19 protein-coding genes are annotated in these 20,550 nt (G+C 61.3%); 9 read left to right on the forward strand and 10 right to left on the reverse strand.

From position 1 onward, the window contains the following. Positions 1 to 118 precede the first annotated feature (118 nt). From VGD45_RS15755 to VGD45_RS15765, 3 genes are all read right to left on the reverse strand, one after another. A complete protein-coding gene (locus VGD45_RS15755) occupies positions 119 to 409 on the reverse strand; it encodes a hypothetical protein (RefSeq protein ID WP_331156283.1) in 291 nt (96 codons plus the stop codon). 69 nt (positions 410 to 478) lie between these two features. Next, positions 479 to 1,210: a phage Gp37/Gp68 family protein gene (locus VGD45_RS15760; protein WP_331156284.1), complete on the reverse strand. Its 732-nt coding sequence runs from the start codon at positions 1,208 to 1,210 to the stop codon at positions 479 to 481. Continuing rightward, the gene (locus VGD45_RS15765; protein WP_331156285.1) at positions 1,210 to 2,148 is read right to left on the reverse strand and encodes a three-Cys-motif partner protein TcmP; all 939 of its coding nucleotides are present in this window, start codon (positions 2,146 to 2,148) and stop codon (positions 1,210 to 1,212) included. Before VGD45_RS15765 ends, VGD45_RS15760 begins: the two co-directional genes overlap by 1 nt. 305 nt (positions 2,149 to 2,453) lie before the next feature. Here VGD45_RS15765 and VGD45_RS15770 point away from each other — a divergent pair, with 305 nt between their 5' ends. Continuing rightward, entirely contained in the window at positions 2,454 to 2,987 is a 534-nt protein-coding gene (locus VGD45_RS15770; protein ID WP_331156286.1) for a hypothetical protein, read from the forward strand. A 94-nt stretch (positions 2,988 to 3,081) separates the two neighbouring features. Beyond that, positions 3,082 to 3,429, forward strand: coding sequence for a hypothetical protein (locus VGD45_RS15775; RefSeq protein ID WP_331156287.1), 348 nt, complete (start codon positions 3,082 to 3,084; stop codon positions 3,427 to 3,429). Positions 3,430 to 3,441: 12 nt separating this feature from the next. Here VGD45_RS15775 and VGD45_RS15780 read toward each other — a convergent pair whose 3' ends face one another. The 4 genes from VGD45_RS15780 to VGD45_RS15795 all read right to left on the reverse strand — a co-directional run bounded on the left by VGD45_RS15780 (position 3,442) and on the right by VGD45_RS15795 (position 7,454). Then, on the reverse strand, positions 3,442 to 4,332 hold the full coding sequence (locus tag VGD45_RS15780; RefSeq protein ID WP_331156288.1) for an MBL fold metallo-hydrolase: 891 nt from the start codon (positions 4,330 to 4,332) through the stop codon (positions 3,442 to 3,444). Positions 4,333 to 4,345: 13 nt separating this feature from the next. After that, complete coding sequence (locus tag VGD45_RS15785; RefSeq protein ID WP_331156289.1) at positions 4,346 to 4,996, reverse strand: response regulator transcription factor; 651 nt, start codon at positions 4,994 to 4,996, stop codon at positions 4,346 to 4,348. Continuing rightward, positions 4,993 to 6,708, reverse strand: coding sequence for a GAF domain-containing sensor histidine kinase (locus VGD45_RS15790; protein ID WP_331156290.1), 1,716 nt, complete (start codon positions 6,706 to 6,708; stop codon positions 4,993 to 4,995). The genes VGD45_RS15785 and VGD45_RS15790 overlap by 4 nt, the downstream gene beginning before the upstream one ends. A gap of 113 nt (positions 6,709 to 6,821) precedes the next feature. Next, on the reverse strand, positions 6,822 to 7,454 hold the full coding sequence (locus tag VGD45_RS15795; protein ID WP_331156291.1) for a TetR/AcrR family transcriptional regulator: 633 nt from the start codon (positions 7,452 to 7,454) through the stop codon (positions 6,822 to 6,824). Positions 7,455 to 7,547: 93 nt separating this feature from the next. On the opposite strand from VGD45_RS15795, the gene VGD45_RS15800 reads away from it, so the two are divergent. From VGD45_RS15800 to VGD45_RS15815, 4 genes are all read left to right on the forward strand, one after another. Next, positions 7,548 to 8,402 carry a metal-dependent hydrolase gene (locus VGD45_RS15800; RefSeq protein ID WP_331156292.1) on the forward strand — a complete coding sequence of 285 codons (855 nt, stop codon included), beginning with the start codon at positions 7,548 to 7,550 and terminating at the stop codon, positions 8,400 to 8,402. 271 nt (positions 8,403 to 8,673) lie between these two features. Beyond that, complete coding sequence (locus VGD45_RS15805) at positions 8,674 to 9,339, forward strand: energy transducer TonB (RefSeq protein ID WP_331156293.1); 666 nt, start codon at positions 8,674 to 8,676, stop codon at positions 9,337 to 9,339. Positions 9,340 to 9,611: 272 nt separating this feature from the next. After that, complete coding sequence (locus VGD45_RS15810; protein ID WP_331156294.1) at positions 9,612 to 9,746, forward strand: hypothetical protein; 135 nt, start codon at positions 9,612 to 9,614, stop codon at positions 9,744 to 9,746. 63 nt (positions 9,747 to 9,809) lie between these two features. Next, complete coding sequence (locus VGD45_RS15815; RefSeq protein WP_331156295.1) at positions 9,810 to 11,666, forward strand: asparagine synthase C-terminal domain-containing protein; 1,857 nt, start codon at positions 9,810 to 9,812, stop codon at positions 11,664 to 11,666. Here the strand turns inward: VGD45_RS15815 and VGD45_RS15820 are convergent. After that, the gene (locus VGD45_RS15820) at positions 11,663 to 14,602 is read right to left on the reverse strand and encodes a TonB-dependent receptor domain-containing protein (protein ID WP_331156296.1); all 2,940 of its coding nucleotides are present in this window, start codon (positions 14,600 to 14,602) and stop codon (positions 11,663 to 11,665) included. The two genes, VGD45_RS15815 and VGD45_RS15820, sit on opposite strands and share 4 nt — an antisense overlap. A gap of 239 nt (positions 14,603 to 14,841) precedes the next feature. Then, complete coding sequence (locus tag VGD45_RS15825; RefSeq protein WP_331156297.1) at positions 14,842 to 16,599, reverse strand: thiamine pyrophosphate-dependent enzyme; 1,758 nt, start codon at positions 16,597 to 16,599, stop codon at positions 14,842 to 14,844. A gap of 146 nt (positions 16,600 to 16,745) precedes the next feature. On the opposite strand from VGD45_RS15825, the gene VGD45_RS15830 reads away from it, so the two are divergent. From VGD45_RS15830 to VGD45_RS15840, 3 genes are all read left to right on the forward strand, one after another. Continuing rightward, entirely contained in the window at positions 16,746 to 17,555 is an 810-nt protein-coding gene (locus tag VGD45_RS15830) for an SDR family NAD(P)-dependent oxidoreductase (RefSeq protein WP_331156298.1), read from the forward strand. Between the two features lie 680 nt (positions 17,556 to 18,235). After that, complete coding sequence (locus VGD45_RS15835) at positions 18,236 to 19,513, forward strand: NAD(P)H-binding protein (protein ID WP_331156299.1); 1,278 nt, start codon at positions 18,236 to 18,238, stop codon at positions 19,511 to 19,513. After that, positions 19,495 to 19,959, forward strand: a complete 465-nt coding sequence (locus VGD45_RS15840) for a DUF2269 domain-containing protein (protein WP_331156300.1) — start codon at positions 19,495 to 19,497, stop codon at positions 19,957 to 19,959. Before VGD45_RS15835 ends, VGD45_RS15840 begins: the two co-directional genes overlap by 19 nt. Here the strand turns inward: VGD45_RS15840 and VGD45_RS15845 are convergent. Next, positions 19,932 to 20,498, reverse strand: coding sequence for a hypothetical protein (locus VGD45_RS15845; protein WP_331156301.1), 567 nt, complete (start codon positions 20,496 to 20,498; stop codon positions 19,932 to 19,934). The genes VGD45_RS15840 and VGD45_RS15845 overlap by 28 nt on opposite strands. Positions 20,499 to 20,550 lie beyond the last annotated feature (52 nt).

Consider the following 20,550-nt stretch of genomic DNA (forward strand, 5'->3'; position numbering starts at 1 on the left):
AATTCGTCGTGAAGCAACCTGCGGGGGCAGCCCGCGAGTTCGACGTGGTGCCATCGTTCTCCTGCGCCCGCGCTTCCCAGCTCGTAGACTGCTGTGCATTCTTGCGCTCAGAAGTTTCTCAACTGGTGCATCCAATGCTGTTAGCTCGGAAGGCTTTGTAGATTCGCCATCGTTCCTGCTTCGTGAGGATTCCGGCGAACGGTGAGGATTGCCTCAGGCGAGCCGCATTCTCGCTGGGCTCGGTGATGATCGCTGCGACGTAGTGCCATGGCTGATCCAATATTTCACGCCACTCTTCCAGCCATGGCAGTGGAGTCTCCCACCTCGCACTCCATCGATCGATATTGTGACGGGCGATCTGCAGCAGGCTTGGATCGCGCTGGATTTTTCGAGCGATGACCGCGTGCATCGCGAGACTTCGGGCCTCAAGCAGCCGATGCGACGAATAGACTTTGACGGGAAGCATAGGTGATCGGATTTAAGTGATTGCTCCGATTTCGGAGCGGCGGGGCATCTCGTCGTAGACGCGGCCGTCCAGCATCCTTCCGGTCAGGTCCTTACGCACGCCACCCCATTGCTTGAAGAAGAACGCGACCGCAGCGGCGCGGCACTGTTCCTGTATCGACCTGACCCATTCTTCTTTCATCGGTCGAGCACGCGGCCCGGACTCACCGCCGACGATGACCCAATCGATGCTTTCCAACGGTATGTCTTCTAGTGGTCCAATCAGCGGTTCGCACGACAGAAATCGAACCACGGCGGGCACAGCGGCAAGGTCAGTGACCCTGTGCATCACACGCGCATTCTCTACGCTGACACCCATCCAGACGTTCGGAGGCCATCGCAGGTGCGTCGCCAAGTGGCGCAATCGTTCGCTGCGCTTGGTGAGGATCTGAAAGGTGTGTTGCGGGCACGCCTCCATGGTGCTGAACACGCGCTGGATGAATTCCTCTGGAACGTCGTCTTGAAAGAGATCGCTCATCGAGTTCACAAACACGAGCCTCGGCTTCTTCCAGCCGCGCGGTGCTTCGATGAGATCCCAGTGCAGGGTCGGCTCGAATCCGTTCGCATAACGAGCGGCACCCATTGCCTTCAGGCGTTTTGCCATTCGGTCCGCATAACAGTTCTTGCAGCCCTGACTGATCTTGAGGCAACCCGTGATTGGGTTCCAAGTGTGCTCGGTCCACTCGATATTCGAAGCCTGGCTCATTAGCGCAAATCCTTCAGAAGATAACTCGCGATTCGAAGCGCGACCCTCTGTGCACGAGGATTGTCGTTGCCGACGGCAAAGCACAGCAGGTACAGAGGATTGTTCGATGAATTTCGCAGAACTCCGGGTTCAGCTGCAACAGCGGCAAACACAGTCCTCAGACGCGCAAGAAAGTACTTGCCAATCACATCCATGCTTGCCTTGACCACCCGCTCATTGATGTCACCCAGAAGATCCGATGCGACCTCCACTTTATAGAACTCGTCGTACCAGTCATCTGTGCCCAACAGAGCCGTCAGCCGCTGCCGCCAGGAGTCGGGAATCTCTCCCGACCTCGTCAACAGTCTGTTTACTCCGATACCCAGCGGAAATAGCAGCCAAAGATCGATCGCTTTTGTCTTGGCTACCGCTGCGATGGTCTTCCATTCGACCTGCATACCATAGGGATCGAGAAAGAGAACAGCCCGGCGCCGGGACCAGCCCGTGCGGCTACAGATTGCCTGGATCACTGTATTGGCGTCACCGCGACGGATATCGATCGCACTGCCTAACGCCGGGAAGTCTCGCTTCAACTGAGCCAGCTGCCGGCACCTGGAAGCGTTCTTCTCAACGAAGATGTAATTGTCGAAAGGCGGATTGATTCCCAGCGCCAGTCGTGCGGAGCCATCGAGAAGCCCCTGAGAATCAGGCGTACCAAGTTCAGTGAAGAGATCATCTTGCCGGGATGACGCTAGCGCGCCCCGTGTGGGTGAGCGACAACCGGTGCCTGCGAAGGCATCGATGAACGCTTTCCGAAAGGGCCGATCTGGAGTGGGCTTGTTCTTCAACGCGATGGTGTAGCTCTTCAGGTATTTAGACAGAACATTCAATTTCTGTGTCGTCCAGTCGCCTCCAAAAACATGTGACGCGCCTGTGCTCCGCCGGTTCTTAGAGTTCATAGCCAATGCGACTTCACTTGTTGATCGGGAAATCGTAAGCTGATTTTATATACAGAGATGTACGCGTATCCCCTCGATCTGACTCTTCAACTTAGATTCGCTGACTCGCGCTCGCCGCCACGTAGCCGGCGCGGAGAAGTCCGCGCGGCACACGCTCGACGCCGTTCCGCGGCAGAGTTCGCGCGTGCGCTCGCGGCCGGCTGTCCAGGCTAGAATACCGTCAAGCAACTCAGCCAACGTACAGCAAGCTCATTCACCAGCGATCGCAAGGACCTCAGACGAACTAGCGCTGGGTCGATGTCCTCATGATGCAACTCCAAACAGATGTTGGCTTGATCGAGGTTGTGAATGGACCGACGTATACCTTCGGTTCCGCAGATAATGTTCGTTCCTACAGCGTCACGAAGAACTTCGCGGGCGTCTCCAGGCCATCATCCATTCATGGCCTCATTCTCGACGGCGTTCCGATCGCTGTCTTTGGACAGGCAGGCGGCGCTTCCGGCGTGCACGAGCACTCACTCGTCTACGTCGACGGGCTGCTTTACCTCGCAGTTGGCGACAGCGTGGTTTGCGTTCGCCCCAAACCTTTTTCGTTTGAATGGGCGCTACAAACCGACCCGGCGACGTGCTTTGGAGTGCATTTCGACGAGCGTCATCGCGCGCTGATTTCGCATGGCGAGCTGGCGATTAGCCGCTTTTCCAGCGAGGGCAGCCTGATATGGCAGGTTTGCGGCGAGGATATCTTCACGGGCCCGTTCTCGTTACGTCCTGAATATATCGAAGCCACAGACTGGAACGGTCGGATCTGCCGCTTCAGCTACAACATAGGCCAGCCGTGATTGTTAGATCCGGCAATCAGGATCTTCCGCATGTTTCTTCGTTGCTTGGACAACCGTAACGCGTTACGTTTGCTCAATGGGAAGAGCACGGAGCATGGCTGGAGGCGAATCCAGCGAAGAGGCGCACACGGCTATCGTCGAAGCGATTCGCAAACGAGCGCTGCTGCAATTCAATTACAAAGGGCACATCCGCATCGTCGCCCCATATTGTTTCGGCGTATCCACCCGAGGTGAAGACGTACTCCGAGCCGTGCAGGTCCGCGGCTCGAGTGCGTCGAATGGAATGGGGTTCGGCAAGCTCTGGACGGTGACGGATATCGCCGAGCCGCGGGTGCTCGATGAGGGGTTCACGCCCGATGACCCGCACTACAATCCGGACGACAGCGCGATGACGCATATTTATTGTCGCGTGGAGCGGTCGCGACGTCAGGCCAGCGCGTGAGTTCCTGCTGACTCAACGAGTGGGAAGTGGAATAGTCGCACCCAGGCCGGCTTCATCGAAGCGCGCACCAAACATTTCCTTCAGGACGGCGAATCCCAACTCGCTCGTGCAGTGAGCGGGCGCGACACGTTCGATCTTCAACGTATCTCGAAGCAGCAGCCCGACGCGCCGGATCTCAGGTTCGGGCGTGCGGACGAGATGGAAACCGCCGGTAACTGTGTAGAGCTGCGGATCGATGCGGGCCGCATGCTCGAGAATCTTCTCCACGCCGGGATGCGAGCAGCCGACGACCACCGCGAGGCCGCGAGGCGTGCGAATCGCGAGCGACAACTCGTTCATTTCCACGGTGCCGGGTTTCTGCGATTGAGTACTAAGCAGGTGAAACCCAGGCAAGATTTCGGTGGGCTTCGTGACTATGCGGAAGTTCGCCTGTTCCCAAGGCGAGCCCGTGGCCCAGCGCTCGGGTTGTTTGCCCTCGAAGTACTGCAGCGACACAGGCAAACCTGGTTGCCGCTGCAGAAAATCCTGGGGCAACCCGCTTTTGAAGAACGCGCCTTCCTGGGGCACGTAGATCGGCACGCCCGGATTCACCTTCAGCAGATAGGAAAGGCCACTGGTGTGATCGCCGTGGCGATGGGAAATGACAACCGCGTCGAGCCGAGTTAAATCGACACCGAGCGCTTTGACGTTGCGCTCGAAGGTGTCGGCGTGGTTGCCCGTATCGAAAAGAATCCTTTTTCCGTCGTACTCCACCAGAGCAGCAAAACCCCAGTCTTTGACGAGCGTATCGGAAGGCGCGCCGAACGCATCGTAAAGATTGGTGATCCGGCTGATCGTAGCTGCGTCACTCCCCGTTACTGCAAACGCAGCGAGCAAGAACGATGCGAGAGCACGCCGCTTCATGACATTTCTCGCGTCAGCGGCGACCGAGCCCCCGCTGGACAGCAAACAACGCCGCCTGAGTACGATCCTCGAGCTTGAGCTTCGCGAGGATGGTGCTGACATAGCCCTTCACAGTGCCTTCGGTGAGATGCAACTCGTCGCCGATCTGGCGATTGCTCATACCGCGAGCAATGAGTTCGAGCACGCTCCGCTCGCGTTGAGTCAGAAGCGCAAGCGGATCCGCCTGGCGATTCCGCAGTTGTTCGACGAGAGAGCGTTGCGCAAGCGGATGTAACCACGTCTGGCCGCCAGCCACGGTGCGTAACGCAGTAACGAAATCAGACTTAGTGACGTCTTTCAGGATGTAGCCGGCGGCCCCAGCCGCCATGATCTCGCGGACTTGCCCGTCCTCCGCATACGAAGTCAACGCGATGACCTTCACGGACGGCGACGTGGCGCGAATCACGCGAATGGCGTCGCTGGCCGCCATGCCGGGCATTTTCAAATCCATGAGCACGATGTCCGGCTGCAGCCGCCGCACAGCCTCGCAGGCTTCGTCACCATTGCCGGCCTCGCCCACGATGACGAACTCTTCGCCATCGTCGAGCAGCGCGCGCAGGCCTTCGCGGACGATGCCGTGATCGTCCACCAGCAGCAGCTTGATGGTTCGCGCCTCGCCTGTCATGGGGTCATCGCCAGCAGTGGAATACGAATACATACGTTAGTCCCTCGTCCAGGCTGCGATTGAACTTCACAGACGCCGCCGAGCGCGGCGGCGCGCTCGCGCATGGTTTGCAGGCCGATGCCCTGCTCGGGAGTGTCCCGCGTGGCTTCGGCGCGCGCCACGACATCGAAGCCGCGACCGTTGTCCTGAATACTCAGCATCAAAACGTCATCGTTCACCGCCGCACTCACATCGAGCCGATCGCCGCCGGAATGGCGGATGGCATTGGACAATGCCTCGCGGCAGATAAGATACAAGCGCTCCTCCAGCGAAGGCGACTGCGAGCGGTACGCGGCGAAATCCAGCCGGATGCTCGGCGTCTGTGGCGCGAGAATAAAAGCGAATCGTTGCAGCGCCGCTGCAAGCCCCATTCTTTTGACGTCGCCGACGCCGGCATTCTCGATCACGTTCAAGCCAGTATCGCCTGTCGGATCCGGCCGTAATTCTCGCAACAACGCACGCATCTCAGCGAACGCCAGTCGCGCCAACTCTTCGATACGACGCGCCCGACGCTCACCTTCAGCAGGATCACGCCGCCAGGCCGGCACGATGGATTGTGACATCAGGCTGATGGACGACAGCGCCTGACTCACCGCGTCGTGCAAATCGCGAGCGAGGCGCTGCCGTTCACGCATGACCGCCGCCTGCCGCGCCTCGCGCGACAAGCTGGCGTTCTTGATGGCGACGGCCAGGTGATCCGCGATGATCTGAATGCTGGCGACGTCGTCTTCGTCGAACGGATTCAACCCTTCGATGTTGATACAGCCGAATACTTCCTCGCCCAGCACGATAGGCATGGCCAGTTCGGTGCGCACGTTGATCGGGATCGGCGGCGGCACATATCGCGGGTCTTTGCGCACGTCGTTGACGATCTGCGGCGTGCGCGTCAGCACAGCAGCGCCCGTGACGCCTCGCGTAACAGGCATGCTGTGTGACAGATCCATCGCGTCGCCATAGTTACCCGCGTGCCCGTCGAACAACAGATATTCCGCATCCTCGTCGCGATAAAGCAACGGAATGACGACGTTGGGATAGCCCAGATGCTCGTGAATCACTTGCGCGGCCGTCGCGACCAGTTCGTTTGCTTCCAAGCCCGCAGTGATCACGCGCGCGATGTGCGCGATGAGCGTCATGCGCTCGGTGCGTCGTTTTTCACGTTCGTAACGCATCGCGTTCTGAATCGCGATGGCCGCGTGCCGCGCAAATACACGCAGCGTTTCCAGATCGGACGCGCCGAATTTCCGAGGCGGCGGCGCACCGAGGCCGAACACGCCCAGCAAGCCACCGCCAGGGCCATGGATCGGCACACCGATGACCGCATAGTCGCGCAGTTCGGGCAAGGAGATTCGCGCCATCTCACTATAGTGATCGGCGATGACCGGCCGCCCGGTCGCGAGCACTTTGCCGATCAATCCCTCGCCTGGTTCGAACTCCAGACCGAGCTCGCTCAGCGGCAGCTGATGAATGGCCTCGACCTGCACCGTATGCCGGCGCGGCACATACAAACCGATGGTGCCCCCGAACGCGCCGAGCAGGCCGCAGGCGCGCGTGATGATGCTGGTAAGCAGCGGGCGCAGCTCCAGCTCGCTGGCGATTTCTTCCAGAATGGTATTGAAAGGCTCGCTCATGGCGGGCACGTCGCGGCCTTCGAATCGCGGTAGTCCGGAGCTCACGGGAGGCTTCTGCGCGCAGGTGGTGGGCGGAGTATTTGCTGGGTGAAAGCTGCGTTCAAGAGGCGCTCCGGTGCACTCACTTTGGTCAGAAAAGCCTGCCCCCATTCGCCATTTCAGCGGTTTTCCGAGGGTCGCGGGGAGCGATTCGGGTCGAGCACCAGAGGCAATAACGCCCCCATCAACTTGCGCACAGTTTCCCGCTCCCGCCCCACCATCTTGCGCAGCTCGTTACCGATGATAGCGTCGCCCAAGGCCGCGACCGTGACGAACAAGGTCGCCGAAGTCACTCGCTCATGAACCGTGGCCGCATCGCCGTCCGCATCCGCACCGCGCTCCACACTATCGATGTAATCGCGCACGACCTCACCGATGGGCGCGAGATGCATGGACTCACCGGTGAGCGCCATCCATGCCGCCAGCCGGGCCGCGCCGCCGCGATCGAAGGCGTCGAACACGATGTCCACGAAATCCTTCACTTCGCCCTTCCCGGCCCGCAGCCGCATGACCGCCGATTCGATCGTGGTGGTCAGCTCGCTGACCATCTGACGCATCAGCTCGGACTGCAGCCCCGCGGCCGAGCCGAAATGATGAATCAGGTTGGTATGGCTCATGCCCAGGTCGCTGGCCACGGCCTGCAATGTGATTGCATCCGGTCCTTCGGCCAGCAGCAGACGGCGCGCCGAGGTCAACGCCAGGGTGCGTGCCTCCTCGGGGGTTCGCCGTACTCGCGGCGACTGCGACTTCACTGTTTTTGCCGCAGTTTTGCTGGGCGGGCGCGGGTTTTTCTTGGGCTGAGTCACTATTGACAACACTCTCAGTAAGAACTTGAATGGCTGACCATGGACACGCTCAGCACCGGCACGCCGGCCCATCTCACGATCACGCCCCGGGACCTGCAACTGGACCGCGACGCCAGCAGCCCGCGATGGTGGCATGGCGGCGACCCGGTGGCGACGGCGTTTTTCAATGCCCTGTCCGCCTCCTTCCCGCAGGGCGAGACCTTCTTCATCGAGTCGGTGCGCCGTTATCGCGACCAGGGCGACGCGCGCCTGCAGGAGCAGATCGCGGCCTTCATCCAACAGGAGGCGGCGCACACCCGGGAGCATGTGGTGTTCAACAAGCTCATCAAGAACGCGGGATACGACACCACGGCGATGGACGCGGAAACGCGGCGTCGTCTCGATATTGCCCGCTCACGCCATCCGGTGGTTCAGTTGGCGATCACCGTGGCGCTCGAACATTTCACCGCGATCATGGCCCACAGCCTGCTGACCGATAAGAACCCCTTGCCGGGCGCGCCGCCGGAAGTGCTGCGGCTGTGGCAATGGCACGCCATCGAAGAGATAGAACACAAGGCCGTCGCGTATGACACGTTCCTCGCCGTGACGCGCGAGCTATCGCCGATGAAACGGTGGGCCTTGCGGTGTCACGTCATGCTGCTCATCGGCGCGCAGTTCTGGTATTCGAACTTCGAGCGCATGGCGGACTTCTTCCGGCAGGATGGCATCAACACGCCGCGCACCTGGTGGCGCGTGTTTACATATTTATGGTTCAGGCCGGGGATGATGCGGAGGATCTTCTGGCCGTATGTGAGTTTCTTTCGACCCGGGTTCCATCCCTGGGATCACGACGATGGCGCACTGGTTCACAAATTCGAGCAAAGCCTGCGGCTGGGCGAGCCCACGGCGCGCTGACAAACATCGCATTCAAGCCCAGTTCGACAACGCCACTCGCTGAAAAATTCCCTAACCGGACAACCGGAAACTGCTTACTTCCGAGAGTCTCGCGGACAGGCGCAGATTCGTGCTGCGAGTGCAGCGCCGATCGTCGTCCGGCGCGAACACAGGGACATCGGATTGGGGGCCATGGGATTGGGGGCCACCGGTGGGGGCCGTCGCCGCGACTCGCGCAGTGCTCGCTCGTGCGCACGGGCGGGTCATCTAATAACAGTCTGGGAGTAAACGAATGACTGCGACGACGCTCAACAGTTTTCCATCGCTACATAGTTTGAATTCACCGCGCGGATGGGTGATGGCCATCATCGTGCTGCTGCACGTGGGTTTTTTCTGGGCGCTGAGTAGCGGGCTGACGCCTTCCATCATGAAGGTGTTCATCCCGGAGGCGCCCGTGTTACTGCCGCCGCCAGTTCAACCCACGCCGCAGAAGCGGGTCGAGATCAAGGAGCCGGTCATCGATCGGACGCAACTCACGCCCACCTACGTGAAGCCGGTGATCGATTTCCCTGTGGACACCCCCGCCGAAACGCCGACCATCTTCGCGCCGGAACCCACGGTGCCGGGCGATTTTACGGATGCCGGCAGCAACGTCGCGCCGACGCCGGTCGTGGTAGAGCCTCGCGTCGACAGTCGTCGTGGCCTGAGCGAGCCCGTATATCCCTCGCAAGTCATTCGCGAAGGCGGCGAAGGCACGGTGGTGCTTTCCATTTATATCCTCGCGGACGGTCGCGTCGGCGAGGTGAAGCTGGTGAGCTCCAGCGGTTACTCCAAGCTGGATGAATCGGCAATGCGCGAGGCCAAGCGGTGGCGCTTCGTTCCCGGCACCAGCGATGGCACGCCAGTGGCGATGTGGAAACAGTTGCCGGTGACGTTCAAGCTCAACACCCGCATGTAACGTAGGCAGGTAACTTCGGCAGCGGCGCCGGCCTGGAGAGCCGGCGCCGTGACCGCTCGAATACCCATAATCCATAGTCTGTCACCTAACGAGGCGTCGGCTGTGGCTGAACTGTAAGTTCAACAGCGACGCGGATCGCGCCCACCCATCGCATTGCGACTCCCTCGCGCCCGCGTAACCTCTCAGTTGAAAACCTGTTTCGGTTTGGCACGGTCGCTCACGCACCGGGCAAGACATCCCGTGTTGCTCGACGTGCGTTACAGGAGAGACCGATGGACAGCGATTCTGTCGAGCTGGTCGAGCTGGTCGACTTGGGCGATGCCACGGAAGAAACCAAACAATATGTTCCGTTCCCTGCGTTTCCTGACAGCATCTATTTCGTCGGATTATTGCCGGACGCAGGCTGAAGGCTAGAGTCTGAGCACCCGGGTGCATGCCGGTCGAATGCACTCGGGTACCGGGGGTTGCACATGTTTCGTTATATCGCGTTGGCTTGGCGGGCCGACGATGCGGCTCAGTCCGCGGCGGCCCGGGTACTGATGGAAAGGCTGCAGTCTCGGGAAAAATCATGGGGTCGAGTTGAACAGAGCAACGGTCTAAGCGTCCTCGCTCCGACATTCCGGCACGGATCGCTCGAGGTTCACCGGTTGCCGGATGGCCAAGGCATGCTGATCGGCGCGCTGTACCCGCGGCTCGACGACGCGACGGATGAATCAGCCGCGCCTCGATTCATCCCCGATGCTCGACAAAGCAAGCAGATCGTGCTCAGCCGCGGCCGATGGCTGATCGAACATACGTGGGGCAACTATGTCGCCCTGCTGCGCGATCCCGCCGATCGACGCACATGGATATTGAAAGATCCCACCGGCAACCTGCCCTGCCTGCGCACGTCGTTCCGCGGCGTGCATGTGATGTTTGGCGACGTGGCGGATCTGGTCGCGACGGGTTTGTTTCGATTCAACATCAGCCAGCGTTATCTGCAAGCTCGCTTGATCCACGGTGGAGTGTTGGATCAGTCGCCGTTGAACGAAGTCGACACGGTTTCGCGAGGCGAATGCATCGAGCTGAGCGACAGGCCGAATGAGTCGCGCGATTTCTATTGGCGCCCGCTGACCTTCGTCGAACCGAGCAGCACGATCGAGGACGCCGACGTCGCCGCGCGCGCCATGCGCGCCACCTTGCGGTCATGCACGAGGACGCTGCGCAAGGATCATGAAAGCATCTTGCATCGACTGTCTGGAGGTTTGGATTCTTCAATCGTCGCGGCCTGCCTTGCCAATGCACCGAGCCGCGCGCAGCTGACGTGCTACACGTACTACATACCGAGCGGGCGCTCGGATGAGCGCCCATGGGCGCGGCTGGTCGCCAGTCATCACGGACTGAGCCACGAAGAACACGCCTCAGGCCCCGACCTGATCCCGTTGCCGGCGTTGCTGGACATGCCTCCCACGAGCGAGCCCACCGCCGGACTCGGTTATCTGCTGAGAAGCACGCTGGAACAGCGTCTCGCGGAGAACCATCGAGCCACAGCAGTATTCTGCGGCGATGGCGGCGACTCCGGCTTTTGCGGCGACACATTCGCGTACGCCGTTTCAGAGTACTTGAAGCGACATGGCTTGCGCTCGCATGCCTGGCGTCTCGCATCATGGGTCGCGGCGTTGACCGAAGAGTCGTCCTGGTCAGTGATGATGAAATCTCTGCGGCGTTGGCGGCGCGGCCCCGGCATGGAGCACCAACGCAAGTTGGTCCTGGCTACATCGCGCTTGTTAGAACCCGACGTGCGCGCCAGCTACTCCGAGATAGTCGCATTCCCTCACCCGTGGCTGAAGGATCTGCAGCCAATTCCGTGGTCACTGGTCAGGCGGCTCGGCACTCTGCTGGCGACTCCGGAGTTCTACAACGTCGCCGCCGATGTCGATGCGCCTGAAATCATTGCCCCGCTGTACTGCCAGCCCATGATGGAGTTGCTGCTGAGAATTCCTGTCGACGTGCATTTCGAGAATGGTCGCGAACGCGGGCTGGCGCGGCGCGCCTTCGCTTCCGATCTGCCCGCCGAGGTTGTCCGCCGCACCTGGAAAGATCGGGTGCCAGGATTCATGGATCAGCTTGTCGCACGCCACCGATCTTTCCTGCGTGAGCAGTTGCTGGACGGCGTCCTCGTGCAAGCACACCTGCTGAATCGCAAAGCCGTCGAAGAAGCGCTGAGCGATCGGGTTAGCAGCAGTGCGTCGCATCCGGGCGAGCTGTTACGACATCTCGACGTGGAGCTCTGGGCGCGGCATTGGCAACCCGCTGCCGCGCATGCCCGCGCAGTCGGGTCGACTTAGAACTGCTTATCGAACCGGACGTACCACGAGCGGCCCTTGAGATCTCCCTGGGAGAGATCGAATCCGGCGGCGTCGCCCACTTCGGCAAAGGACGGGGGCGCATCGAGCAGATTGGAGATGCCCACCCACAGTTTGATGTCATCCCAAGGGGACGACCTCGGCACCATCCGCCCCACGTTCAGCGATGCATGCACGTCCAGCTGTGTTTGCGCCGCCACTTCGCGGCCGACACGCACGCCGGCGATGGCGTCGTCATAAGAAGGCGTGTAACGCGCCACCCCGGCAAGACCATACGGACCGCGACTCCAGCGCATGGAAAAGATCGCGCGCCATTCCAGTATCGAACCGAGTTGGCTGGCGACGCCGACCCGCTCCATCGCAACCGAGTTCGGAATATCTTGCGCTTGATACTTGTCGAACCAGGTCAGCGACAGCTCCGGGGTGAAGCGTCCCCTGTCGGTCAGTACGTCGGCCTTGACGCCGAAATCGATACCCGCAAGGTTCGCGCCACCCACGTCGGTTCGAGAGGCGTCGATGGAGCGCAGGACCCCGTCGCTATCGCGCGTGATGCGGCCCCGGAATTGCGCCTCGTTAGCCAGCACCAACTGCGGTGGCAAGGCGAGCGCGCGATTGCGCACGTCGATGCGCCAATAGTTGGCGGAAAGTTTCCAGTTCGTGGCCGTCTCTGGAGTAAATACGACACCGGCGGTGTATGACTTTGCGGTCGACGGCCGCAGCTCGTCGTTGCCACCGACAGTCAGCCGTACCACGGCCAACTCGTTGCGCGTCGGATCGTTCACCCGCGCTACCGTCGAGAGCTGCGGCAAATACAGCTCGTACAACGACGGCGGACGAAAACTGCCGCTACCCGACAGATGCACCTTCAGGGAAGGATGCGGCTTCCACGCCAGGCCGAGTTGAGAGCGCACTACATCACGGAGGCCTCCGTAGTGATCCCAGCGGGTCCCGCCGGAAAATGACAGCTCGTGAAACCAGGGCCGCTTGGTCGCTTCGCCCACCAGCGGCACGCGCAGCTGAACGAAGGCCGCGACCACATCGCGATTACGATCGAAAGCGGCCGCGCCTTCGTCCGCGGTAGCCACCGATTCGTTACGCCATTCGCCACCGAGCACCGTCATCACGGGCCCGGAACGTAAGTTATAGATGGGCCCCTGTATGAAGCCGGCGAGTTGTTTGCCCTCGGACGCGAACATATCCACGTCGCGCGGCGCGAACATCGTCCTCAGCAGATCCGGTTCTGCCATCGCACCGGGCGTGAACGGATTCAACGCCGTCGCGGGATTCGAGCTCGCCAGCGCGCTCGCCACCGAGCCGAGGTCCAGCAGGTTGGCGACCCAGGTGTCGGTTTCTTCCTTGGAATACAGCGCCGAGACCTCCCAGTCCCAACGCCCCCGCCGTCCCCGCACCGCCGCCACCGAGCGCAACAGATCGGAGTCGAAGAACTGATACTGCGGCGGATATTCGGCGAGCAAGCGATGCGCGAGCACCGTCGTGCCGAACGGATTGAAGGCATTGCTCGCCGGCACTGGCATGCTGAACAACAGCGGCGGCGCGAACTGATAAGTAGACTGCCGATTTGCGTAGAGCACATCCGCGGATAGCGCCAGCCGCCCGGCGATCTCCGTCGCCGCGCTCGCGATCACCGACAAGCGTCTCGCTTCGGGCACCACACTGGAATATTTCAACAGACTTTCTTTGTTCTCCAGGTTTTCCGTGCTCTGGAAATCCGCCACCGTCACCGGCGGAGTCGCATCGAACAGTGGCACGCTCGCGACTGGCCGATCGAGACCGGGCAGATTGCCAGCGAGAGCGCTGATGTTGCCCGGATCGCTGCTGAGCGACCGAAAGTCGCGACCGCCAAAGCGTGTGTAATCCTGATTCCTCCAGAGCGCGCGCTCATAACCGCGCAAGCTGCCCGAATCGAAATAGTCCAGCACCAGCACGCCGCGCAGCTTGTCCTGGTTGATGCCGCCGCTGAAAGTCATGCGCTCCTGCTGCGCGCCACCGTCCGCCGCTCCGTAACGAGCATTGATCTCGGGCCGCGAGATTTTGTCACGTAACACGATGTTGATGATGCCGCCGATCGCATCCGTGCCATACGCGGCGGACGCCGAGTCGAGCACCAGTTCGATCCGCTCGACGGCTGTGATCGGCACCGAATTCAGATCGAATGCGCTCGCGGCGATGCTGTTGGCGCTCGGCAGCGTGCGTCGGCCATTGATCAGGACGAGCGCCGAATCGGCGCCCAACCCGCGCATCTCCGCATATTGGGCGCCACTGGCCCGATAACCTTCCGGGCGCGTGAACGCGGTTTGTGACAAATTGCGGAGCGCCTCCGACAGGGTCGGCGCGCCGACTGCGTCCAGGTCGCTGCGATCCATCACGACCACCGGCGAGACGGATAACGACAGGTCCCGGATCGGCCAGCCGAGCACCAGCACTTCTTCGGGCAAGCCCGGCGCCACGTCGAAACTGCTCGGCCGCAATCCCGTTCCGGGAAGACTCGCGCCAGGCAACGGCGCGGGCGCGGCGCCCGGCGCCTCGACCGAGATCATGGTCGCATCGATCCAGCGAAAGTGGAGCGTGGATGACCGCAGCAGCACGCGCAACGCCCCTTCCAACGTGAAGCGTCCTTTGAGCGGCCCGACCAGAGTGCCTTCTTCCTGATGGCTGCCCGAGAGATAGCCCACCATGATCTGGTCGGCCTGATCGCTCAAGGTTTCCAACGCCAATACCCGGGCGCTGCGGGGAATATCGAATTCGAACTCTTCGACGCGCACTTCTTCTATGGAGCGCGTCTCTTCCTTTTTCTTTGCCGCGGCAGCGGAACCAGCGAGAACTAACAGAATCGGCGCGAGCAGCCACATCAGCGCCGACTGTCTTCCCACAGACCGGCCACGAGATAATGCGATCATGCGCCCCTGCTCGTCGTTATAATTTCATCCGATGTTGGGATAACGCACTGACGTTCGCAACCTGGATTTCCCTGATAAGGCGACTGGTCAGCTAATAGAAAGATCGGCGAGGGCCGGTGGGGTCATCCTCGTTGCGTGTACCTAGTCCTGTCTGTGACTTCGCGGCGGATGTTCGCGAAAGCTTGTATGCAATGGCGCGAGCCATCGCATTGCGCAAATGGGCCGCGGTCGAGGCATCGCTACGACTGAAGCATGCTGCGCGCCGGCTGCTCGTTGAGCGATTGACGAATCTGTTGCGCGCCGGGCGTGCCCTGCTCCAGCGCTTTCTCCATATTGTCCGCGTACTTTTCGTTGCGCTTCGGCGGCAACAGCGGCTCGTTGGGATCGACGTTCATTTCGACCAGCGCCGCGCCGGGATGCGAGAGCGCCTGATCGAGCACGTAGCCACAATCCTCCGGCAGCACCACTCGATAGCCCTTCAAGCCCATGGCCTCGGCCACCGCCGCGAAATCGATGGGCTGCAGATCGCACTCGTACTCGGGGTTGCCTAGAAACATCATCTGTTCCCATTTTATCTGCCCGAGGGTGTTGTTCTTGATGACGACGATCTTGATGGACAGACCGTACCTCACGATGGTCGCGAGCTCGCCCAGTAACATACTCAATCCGCCGTCGCCCACGAAGGCCACCACCTGGCGCTGTGGATACAACAGCGCGGCCGCGATCGCGTAGGGCACCGCGCAGCCCATCGACGCCATCATTCCGGACCCGAAGAAGACCTGCTGGCCGACAGCGTCGATGTAACGCGCGCATAGACCGGTGTTGTGACCTGAATCCCACGCCACGATGGCGTCATCGGCCAAGCGCTCGCTCAACTCACAAGCGGCGCGGCCGGGTTTCATGGGATGTTGGTCGACCATCGCAGCCTCACGCAGGACGCGACGCCATTCGTTCATTCGCTCCTGCGAGCGTTGCAGGAAGTCGCGCGATTGCTTGCGTCGCAGTTTGGCGTTTAGCATCTCCAGCACCGCCTGCGCGTCTCCGACGAGCCCGACCTCCGCCGGCGCACGCAACCCGATACGCGCCGGATCGGAATCGATCTGCACCACCCTCGCCTGCCCCGGCTTCGGGTAATACTCAATGTATGGAAACGTCGAGCCCACGATCAGCAAGGCGTCGCACTCCTCCATCGCCTCCTGCGAGGGGCGAGTGCCGAGCAGCCCGATGCCTCCGGTGGTCAGTGGGTGCGTATCGGGAACAACCGCTTTGCCGAGCAGCGCCTTGATGATCGGGGCGCCGAGCAGATCCGCCGTACGTAACAATTCCTCACGCGCACCCAACGCGCCACGCCCGGCGAGAATTGCAACTTTCGAAGCCGAATTCAGCAGCTCGGCGGCTTTGTAGACTTCCTCCAGCACGGGCAACTGCAATCCTTCCGCCGCCACGACGGAAGTGTGATGAGGCTGGTTGCGTGTAGACGCTTCCACCTCCTGCAACTCCTCTTCCTGCACATCGACCGGCACCGAGAGGTGCGCGACGCCATGCTTGGACAATGCCGTGCGACACGCGAGCGTCACGACGTTCTCGACATGAGCGGCGCTCATTACTCGTGTGCTGTAAACCGCCACGTCGGCAAACAAACGGGATTGATCCACGTCCTGCTGTGTGAACGTGTCGATAAGATCGTGATAGGGCAGTCCGGTGATAGCGATGACGGCGGCGCCATCGCACTTCGCGTCGTAAAGACCGTTGAGCAGATGCACGCCGCCCGGACCGCTGGTCGCGAGACAACAGCCCAGGCGACCGGTGAGCTTGGCGTGCGCGGTCGCCATGAATGCCGCCGACTCCTCGTGCCGCACCTGGATGAAGCGCACCTTGTCCTGCCGCTGGCGAATCGCTTCCATGATGCCGTTGATGCCATCGCCAGGCAGGCCATAGATCGTATCGACACCGCAGCGTGCAAGCGTGTCGATCAGCAGTTCGGCGGCATTGCTCATGACGAATCTCCCTGGCAAAAGTGCACGGCGCATCTCGCGCGCTGATGCGTCTGCAATGCTCGAGTCCGCACGCGAGTTCGCGCAGGAACACGCACGGTGGCAGTGCGTTGCCCTGCCATAGCCCTTTGCGCCGCTGGAGTTACGTCATGAACACCCCCACCCCGGACCTGCAACGTCCTCTTGCATTAGTTACCGGCGCTTCGAGCGGCATCGGCTTCGAGCTGGCTCGCAAGCTCGCCGGGCGGGGTTACGACCTGGTGATGGTTTCGGACAACGAGGAGAAGCTCAACGAAGCGGCCGAGTCGCTGTCAGAGATAGACGATGTGGCGCAGGTCGAAGTTGTACAGGCGGATCTGTCACAGCGCGAGGGCGTGCGGAAGGTTTACGACAGCGTGCGCGCGCTGAAGCGACCTGTCGCACTGTTGGCGGCCAATGCGGGAGTCGGCGTGTATGGCGGGTTCTCCGATGAGACCGATCTCGAGGAGGAAATCTCGCTGATCAATCTGAACGTCACATCGCAGGTGCATCTGGTCAAGCTGATCTCGCGCGACATGCTCGAGCAAGGCGGTGGCGATATTTTGATCACCTCGTCGGTCGCGGGCGTGCTCCCTGGTCCGCGGATGGCCGTCTATGCCGCGAGCAAAGCGTTCCTGCGCTCGTTCGGCCAAGCCATTCGCAACGAGCTCAACGACAAGGGCGTGCATGTCACAGTGCTCATGCCTGGCCCGACCGACACCGAATTCTTCGAGCGCGCCAACATGGAAGACACCGTCGTCGGCGAAGGCGCGAAGCAGGATCCCGCCGAAGTCGCCGAAGCCGCGATTCAAGCCCTCAACGAGAACATGGGCCACGTGGTCACCGGCGCGAAGAACAAACTGCAAATGGGCGCCGCGAAACTGATGAGCGACGAGACGAAAGCCAAGGTCCACGCGAAGCAGACGGAGCCCAAGCACTGAAACAGCTGCCATTCCGGGGCCTAACGGCCGGTCTGTTCTGGAAGAATAGAAATATAAATCTATTTTCCCCCTCCCAACGGGAGGGGGTCAGGGGGTGGGTCTTACACGCCGGCTATCACGCGCGATCGCTGTGATCGCAAGGCCAGCGGCGAACGCCGCATAGACCGCAACCATTCCTGTGGGACTCACATGCTTTTCAAACCCAGGGCGCAAGCGCCGCGGCGTCAAGTAATAATCAACCACGTAAGCTGTCGCTGCACTAGCGGCCGCTTCCGCGCAATGCTGAATCGCTGGCTTGTGCCGACGACCGCCAAACACAGTCTCATGCATCATCGCCCAGAAAATCGACGTGGCGTGATGAATCGCGTAACCCGCCGCCGTATGCCGCAGCGTTGCCTCACGAGTGTAGGCCTCCGCCTCACCCCACAACCACTGACTTGGTCCATTCAAACCGCCGGCGGCACTGCCTTCATGAGCCGCACTGCAGGCCATCAACGCCGCCGCCGACGCCAGGCTGGCGGCGCTTCCTGACACGACCGCTTCGCCTGCCAGACGTTTCATCATCGAGCGCGGTCGCTTGCGCAGCGTCGCGAGCCGGCGCCGAATCGGGGAACGGTGCGGAACCTTGTGGCACATCGTCAGTTCAACCTCGCAGACGCTTTGGGAGTTCCGTTACTGGCATGGTCATCCTGATCACCGGCGCCACAGGATTCATCGGCCGCCGACTGGTCCTGGCGCTACGCGCCGCCGGGCACCGCGTGATCGTCGTCACTCGGCGTGCCGGCACCACTGCCGATGAAGTTTCAGGCGATTTCACGCGTGACCTGGATCCCGCAACGTGGGTCCCCCGACTCAGAGGCGTCGACGTCGTCATCAACGCAGTCGGCATCATTCGTGAGCAAGGCGCGCAGACTTTTGAAAACATTCACACCCGTGCGCCCCAGGCGCTGTTCTCGGCTGCGGTCACCGCCGGTGTGAAAAGGATCGTTCAGATCTCCGCGCTCGGCGCCGACCGGGGTCGCACTGGGTACTTCATGAGCAAACATGCCGCTGACACGTATCTCGCGTCGCTGCCCCTCGCATGGACCATCGTGCAACCATCGCTGGTGTTTGGCGCTGGCGGCGCCAGCGCCAGCTTATTCACCTTGCTCGCCAGCCTTCCGATGATCCCCCTGCCCGGCGGCGGACTTCAGCGAATTCAACCGATTCACGTCGACGACCTGATCGCCGCCATGCGAGAACTCATCGAAACTTCTGTCATGAACCGCCGACGCGTGGTGCTGGCCGGGCCGGAGCCCGTGACTCTGAAAGATTTCCTGCAAAGATTGCGCGCGCGGATGCAATTGCCACGCGCAAGGTTTATAAGCATTCCCGCCGCGCTGATGCGCGCCTCGGCCGCCATCGCCGAGCACTTGCCCGGGTCGCTACTGGATCGAGAAACATTGGCCATGCTCAACGCCGGCAACACCGGGTCTCCCGAGGACACTCAGCGTCTGCTCGGCCGGCAACCCAAGGCGCCAGAGCAATTGATAGCTGACGAGCAGCGCGACGCACTGCGCAGAGAAGCGCAGTTGGCCTGGCTGCTGCCGCTGCTCCGATACAGTATCGCGCTGGTCTGGATCTGGACCGGCATCGTGTCGCTGGGCCTGTATCCGACACAGCAGAGCTACGAACTGTTAGCTCGTGTCGGCATCACCGGCGCGCTGGCTCCCGTGATGTTGTATGGCGCAGCGGTTCTCGATTTGCTGATCGGCGTGGGCATCCTGGTGTTACGACGCCGGGGATGGTTGTGGCTACTGCAGCTCGCCGTTATCGGCGGATACACACTGATCATTACTTTCAAACTCCCCGAATTCTGGCTGCATCCCTACGGTCCCTTGAGCAAGAACCTGGTGATGCTGGCCGCCATTTACATGCTGTACACGCTGGAAGCGCCCCGATGGAATACCTCGTCGTAAAGTGGGTGCACATCGTGTCCTCGACTCTGCTGTTCGGCACGGGGCTTGGTTCGGCGTTCTATATGTTCTTCGCCAGCCTGACGCGCGACACGCGCGTCATCGCGACCGTCGTGCGCTACGTAGTCATTGCCGACTATGCCTTCACCACGCCGACCATCATCATCCAGCCGGTGACGGGCCTGTACCTGATTCATCTTGCGGGCTTCCCTCTCACCAGCACGTGGATCGTCGCATCGTTCGCGCTGTATTTCCTGGCCGGCGCTTGCTGGCTGCCCGTGGTCTGGATGCAGATCAAGATGCGCGACATGGCGGCGACTGCGACGGCCAATGGCGCGGAGCTGCCCGAGCGCTATTGGACATTTCTAAGGTGGTGGGTGGCGCTCGGCATCGTTGCCTTCTTCTCGCTGGTGGTGGTGTTCTACTTGATGGTCGCCAAGCCCGCCTGATAGTTGCGCTTGCGCTCGAAGCGATGCCTGCGAGTGCGCACCAGCTCCTCGAGAATCGGCACACCGGCGAGCACTGCGAAGCTCGCCAGCAGCAGAATGCCCGCCGCCGTTACCGGCGTCGCCATGGACAGGAGCGGCGAAGTCAGCCCGGCGCCGATCTCGTTCCAATGCAGCACCCCGAAGAGGGCGACGGCGACCAGCGGCAGCACCTCCATGAAACCGTGGATATGCTGCTCCAGCGGGGAGATGTACCGCCGGCCATCGGTATAAGAAACATCCATGTGCGCCAGGACTGAGTGCGCCAGCACCAGTACTACCATCGCGCCGAACACCAGCGCATTCATCTCCAGAAGCACGGCCGCGGCGAACGCAATCAGCAACGCCAGAAACTGCAGCAGGTGATACCAGGATTCCACGCTGCCCGAGGTATGTTCGATGTCCGTCTGGCGATGGCACAAGTAGTCGCCCGCGCCCGCCAGCAGCCACAGCGGGTAGATACCCCATAGCAACAAGGTTTCCAGCAGGGCTTGCAAACTCACAGCTTCTCGCTCGGTCCTTTGCTCATGGAAATTCTTGCTGGGTCCACGCGGT

The sequence above is a fragment of the Steroidobacter sp. genome (assembly GCF_036402275.1).
Classification (GTDB): Bacteria; Pseudomonadota; Gammaproteobacteria; order Steroidobacterales; family Steroidobacteraceae; genus Steroidobacter.

Excerpts from the sequence above, each read along its gene's own strand:
- VGD45_RS15840 (WP_331156300.1), top strand. The coding sequence starts at position 19,495 with ATGGAATACCTCGTCGTAAAGTGGGTGCACATCGTGTCCTCGACTCTG.
- VGD45_RS15815 (WP_331156295.1), top strand. The coding sequence starts at position 9,810 with ATGTTTCGTTATATCGCGTTGGCTTGGCGGGCCGACGATGCGGCTCAG.
- VGD45_RS15765 (WP_331156285.1), bottom strand. The coding sequence starts at position 2,148 with ATGAACTCTAAGAACCGGCGGAGCACAGGCGCGTCACATGTTTTTGGA.
- VGD45_RS15825 (WP_331156297.1), bottom strand. The coding sequence starts at position 16,599 with ATGAGCAATGCCGCCGAACTGCTGATCGACACGCTTGCACGCTGCGGT.
- VGD45_RS15755 (WP_331156283.1), bottom strand. The coding sequence starts at position 409 with ATGCACGCGGTCATCGCTCGAAAAATCCAGCGCGATCCAAGCCTGCTG.
- VGD45_RS15785 (WP_331156289.1), bottom strand. The coding sequence starts at position 4,996 with ATGACAGGCGAGGCGCGAACCATCAAGCTGCTGCTGGTGGACGATCAC.
- VGD45_RS15820 (WP_331156296.1), bottom strand. The coding sequence starts at position 14,602 with ATGATCGCATTATCTCGTGGCCGGTCTGTGGGAAGACAGTCGGCGCTG.
- VGD45_RS15760 (WP_331156284.1), bottom strand. The coding sequence starts at position 1,210 with ATGAGCCAGGCTTCGAATATCGAGTGGACCGAGCACACTTGGAACCCA.
- VGD45_RS15810 (WP_331156294.1), top strand. The coding sequence starts at position 9,612 with ATGGACAGCGATTCTGTCGAGCTGGTCGAGCTGGTCGACTTGGGCGAT.
- VGD45_RS15775 (WP_331156287.1), top strand. The coding sequence starts at position 3,082 with ATGGCTGGAGGCGAATCCAGCGAAGAGGCGCACACGGCTATCGTCGAA.
- VGD45_RS15835 (WP_331156299.1), top strand. The coding sequence starts at position 18,236 with ATGGTCATCCTGATCACCGGCGCCACAGGATTCATCGGCCGCCGACTG.
- VGD45_RS15830 (WP_331156298.1), top strand. The coding sequence starts at position 16,746 with ATGAACACCCCCACCCCGGACCTGCAACGTCCTCTTGCATTAGTTACC.
- VGD45_RS15800 (WP_331156292.1), top strand. The coding sequence starts at position 7,548 with ATGGACACGCTCAGCACCGGCACGCCGGCCCATCTCACGATCACGCCC.
- VGD45_RS15770 (WP_331156286.1), top strand. The coding sequence starts at position 2,454 with ATGATGCAACTCCAAACAGATGTTGGCTTGATCGAGGTTGTGAATGGA.
- VGD45_RS15805 (WP_331156293.1), top strand. The coding sequence starts at position 8,674 with ATGACTGCGACGACGCTCAACAGTTTTCCATCGCTACATAGTTTGAAT.
- VGD45_RS15780 (WP_331156288.1), bottom strand. The coding sequence starts at position 4,332 with ATGAAGCGGCGTGCTCTCGCATCGTTCTTGCTCGCTGCGTTTGCAGTA.